Source organism: Candidatus Methylomirabilota bacterium, from assembly GCA_036002485.1.
Taxonomy (GTDB): domain Bacteria; phylum Methylomirabilota; class Methylomirabilia; order Rokubacteriales; family CSP1-6; genus AR37.
In genome coordinates this window covers 1-3,360 of sequence record DASYTI010000247.1, presented here as the reverse complement: position 1 = coordinate 3,360, position 3,360 = coordinate 1, and the positions used below count along the sequence as shown (strand labels likewise).

The 3,360-nt window shown below is 67.6% G+C and carries 5 protein-coding genes; all 5 read right to left on the bottom strand.

What is annotated here, in order from left to right; all coding sequences use genetic code 11:
• Positions 1–569: methyltransferase (locus VGT00_21380; GenBank protein HEV8533983.1), on the bottom strand; the 569-nt coding region annotated here is incomplete at its 3' end.
• A gap of 15 nt (positions 570–584) precedes the next feature.
• Positions 585–1,271, bottom strand: coding sequence for an alpha/beta hydrolase (locus tag VGT00_21375; GenBank protein HEV8533982.1), 687 nt, complete (start codon positions 1,269–1,271; stop codon positions 585–587).
• 1 nt (position 1,272) lies between these two features.
• The gene (locus VGT00_21370) at positions 1,273–2,163 is read right to left on the bottom strand and encodes an NAD(P)-dependent oxidoreductase (protein ID HEV8533981.1); all 891 of its coding nucleotides are present in this window, start codon (positions 2,161–2,163) and stop codon (positions 1,273–1,275) included.
• 122 nt (positions 2,164–2,285) lie between these two features.
• Positions 2,286–2,906 carry a DUF1326 domain-containing protein gene (locus tag VGT00_21365; GenBank protein ID HEV8533980.1) on the bottom strand — a complete coding sequence of 207 codons (621 nt, stop codon included), beginning with the start codon at positions 2,904–2,906 and terminating at the stop codon, positions 2,286–2,288.
• Positions 2,907–2,934: 28 nt separating this feature from the next.
• Positions 2,935–3,360: DUF2182 domain-containing protein (locus VGT00_21360; GenBank protein ID HEV8533979.1), on the bottom strand; the 426-nt coding region annotated here is incomplete at its 5' end.

The following is a 3,360-nucleotide window of genomic DNA, read 5'->3' as shown; positions in this document are numbered from 1 at the left end:
GCGCCGTGACCGCCGCCCACGTCGACGATCCGATCGAACGCCGAGAAGTCGTAGGCCGCCAGCACCGCGGGGAGTCGCTCCGCGGAGCCGGAGCTCATGGCGCCGTGGAAGATCGCCGCGTCGTCCGGATGCGATCCGAGGTACTGGAAGAAGGGCTCGCCGTAGATGCGTCGGAAGCTCGATGTGCCGCTGATGACCGACTCGCACAGCTCTCCCCATGGTCTCCAGAACAGCTGTCCGCCGAGGAGAAGAGCCCAGGGGCGAACTGATTGCGGATGATCGCTCCGCAGAGTCTCGCTGAGCGGCGTGTGCTCGAAGTGGCCATCTGCCGTTTCGGCGAAGACACCAAGACTGGCGAGCGCACGAAGGATACGCCGCAGCGAGGGGCCGTGAGCCTTGGCCGCCTGCGCGAGCTCGTCCACTGTTTGAGGGCCCGTGGAGAGGAGATCGGGGATGCCCAGCCGGGCCGCGACGTGAACAGCCTGGACGACCAATACGCCCGGCCAGATCAGTTGCATCATCTGACGGGACGGCGAGAGCGTGACGGCACGCGAATCAGCGTCACTCATGTCAGCCAGACCGCCTCACATGAGCAGGCGCGCCAGCTCGTCGGGCTGGCTCAGCATCGGATAGTGGCCGGTGTCCATCTCCGCGTAGCTGGCCTTCAGGCGCTCGGCCGTGCGGCGCTGGTGCGACTCCGGAGGGTTACGGGCCTGTCGGCACCGGATCACGACCGCTTTCCACGCGCCCTCCCAGAAGCTCGTCTGCTCCATGGGCGCCTCGAGCGCGGCGATGGGATGGGGGGTGTAGCGCGCGAGCGCCCACTCGCGCGTGGCCGGCTCGAGATCGGCGAACATCCGCCCTGCCACATCCGCCCGCGTGGGGGCGGTGGTCGTCTCGGTCACCTCGTTGGCGGCGGGACGGTTCACGATGTCGCTCACGCGCTCGCCGGGCAGCAGGGCCAGGGCATCCACGAAGACGAGCCGCGCGAGACGATCGGCAGCCAGCTCGGCCGCCTTGCAGATGACCATGCCGCCCGAGCTGGTGCCCACGAGCACTACATCGTGAAGGTCTTCGTAGAAGAGCAGCCGGGCCACCTCCCGGGCGTGCGTGCCCACGGTGATTCCGGGGCGGACCTGATCGTGCCGCTCGGCGCAGCCGTCGAGCGTGGGCGCGTAGACGCGATGGCTGGCAGCGCGCAAGCGCTCGGCCACGGGTTTCCAGATCCAGCCGCCCTGATACGCTCCGTGGACCAGGACATAGGTTACCACCTCAGCCGCCGACCTTGACGCCGGCCAGCCGCTCGAGCACCTTGACGATCGCGGAGCCGTCTTCCTTGTTGAATCCAGCCGCCCGCGCCATCTGGTAGACCTGCTGGCTCACATTGGCCAGCAGCAGGGGCACGCCGAGCTGCTTGGCGAAGGCCGTCTCCAGCTCCTGATCCTTGAAGGAGATGTCCACGGTGCCGCCCGGCGTGAAGTCACGCTTCAGGATCCTGGGCGCGCGCGTCTCGAAGGCGAAGCTGTTGCCCGTGCTCGCTCGCACGACGTCGTAGATGACCTTCGGATCGAGCCCGGCCTTGACGCCGAGCACGAGGGCTTCGGCCACCGCCACCGTGTTGACCTGGACCAGCATGTTGTTGACGAGCTTCATGGCCAGCCCCTGCCCGAGCCCTCCGACATGGAACACCTTCGCGCCCATGGCGCCGAAGAGATCCTGGCAGGCGGCGACCGTCTTGGCCGCCCCTCCCACGATGATCGACAGCTCGCCCGAGGCCGCGCGCTCCGTGCCTCCGCTGACCGGGGCGTCGATCATCGCGACCCCTCGAGTCGCGAGCTGCTCCGCGAGCCGCCGGGCCACGAGCGGGTCGATGGTGCTCATGCAGGCGACGATGTGTCCGGATTGCGCGCTTCGAATGATGCCGCGCTCGCCCGCGATGACCGCCTCGGCCTGCCCCGTCGTCTCTACCATGCAGATGGTGCGCTCGACCTTGGCCGCCACCCCCTCGGCCGAGTCGGCCACGGTGGCCCCGCGCGTGCGCCAGATGTCGGCCTTCGCGGGATCGATGTCGTGCACCACCAGCGAGAAGCCGTGCTTGACGAGGTTCAGCGCCATCGGCCCACCCATGTTTCCGAGCCCAATAAATCCCACCGTGCCAGCCATCGCGATCCTCCTCGGGGTCAGGTCTTACAATCCGACATTTTTGCTGGGGTCAGGTCTTACAATCCGACATAAGCCTTCGGCAGAGGGTCGCTCCCGTTGCCGAATCCCGCCGGCCATTCCCTCTAGCTCGAGCTCCAGGAGAACGGAGCGAAGTGCCCGTTGTTCTTGCCAGAGGTGTCGTCCCAGTCGATCCCGAACGCGTGCATGTGACCCCTCGACGCTTTCGCGAGGGCCAGGCGAGTCGCGGCAGGGTGACCGACGTTGTCGAAGTAGATCGGCTCGTTCTGATTTGCGCCGGCAATTCCCTCGATGGCAAGGTCGAGCGCCCCCGGAATCGACACGGATCGGCGCATCCCGCTACCTTCGATCCGGATGGGCTTGGCTTCGATCCCAGCGAAACGGCCGACCAGCGGCCCGAGGGCGGCCATCGGACCACCGCCCTGTCCGCTGCCGATCGCCGCCAGCGCCTCACGCTGCTCGGTGGTGGCCCGCTCGTCTACGATCACGCCAACGGTCCAGTTGCCGGCGCCCATCGCTCCCGGAGTATGGAGGAGCACGGCGAAGTTTAGGCCGTCGAGCTTCGTCGCGCCATGCGAGCCGCGCTCCACATGGAAGACGAGGCCGGCGTCGCAGTGACCCTGGGTCGGCCGCGCGGCCAGGCCGGAGGTCGGGCACGGGCAGACGGAGTCACAACTGCACGCTTCGAAATAGTCGCCGCTGATCTTCCACTCGGGGCTCGCCATGATGTTCCTCCATCGGTGACGCGTTCGATCACATCGGATGACCGCTCCGCAACGCGGTCACGAGATCAGGCCGAAGGGCTACCGTCACGCCCAGAAGCACGAGCGCGCTCCCGGCGATCCGCGCAATCCATTCTCCGCCCGACATCAGCTTCTCGGCCGCGACCAGAGCCGTGATGAGCAGCACCCACGGCAGACCCATCGCGCCGGCGGCAACGAGCACCAGCATGAGCGCCCAGCAGCATCCCAGACAGTACAGCGCGTGTGACCAGCCCAGGGCCAGGCTACCCTGGCGGCCCGCGCGCCAGTGGCCAAGGAGAAACCCGAGCGGGCTGCGACACACCCGCAGACACACCTGCTTGAGAGGCGACAGCTGATACACACCCGCCGCGACAAGAATCACGGCGATGGCGTAGACCAGCGTGGACGCAGCGAGGCCGGCGAGGAGCGTGTGGGC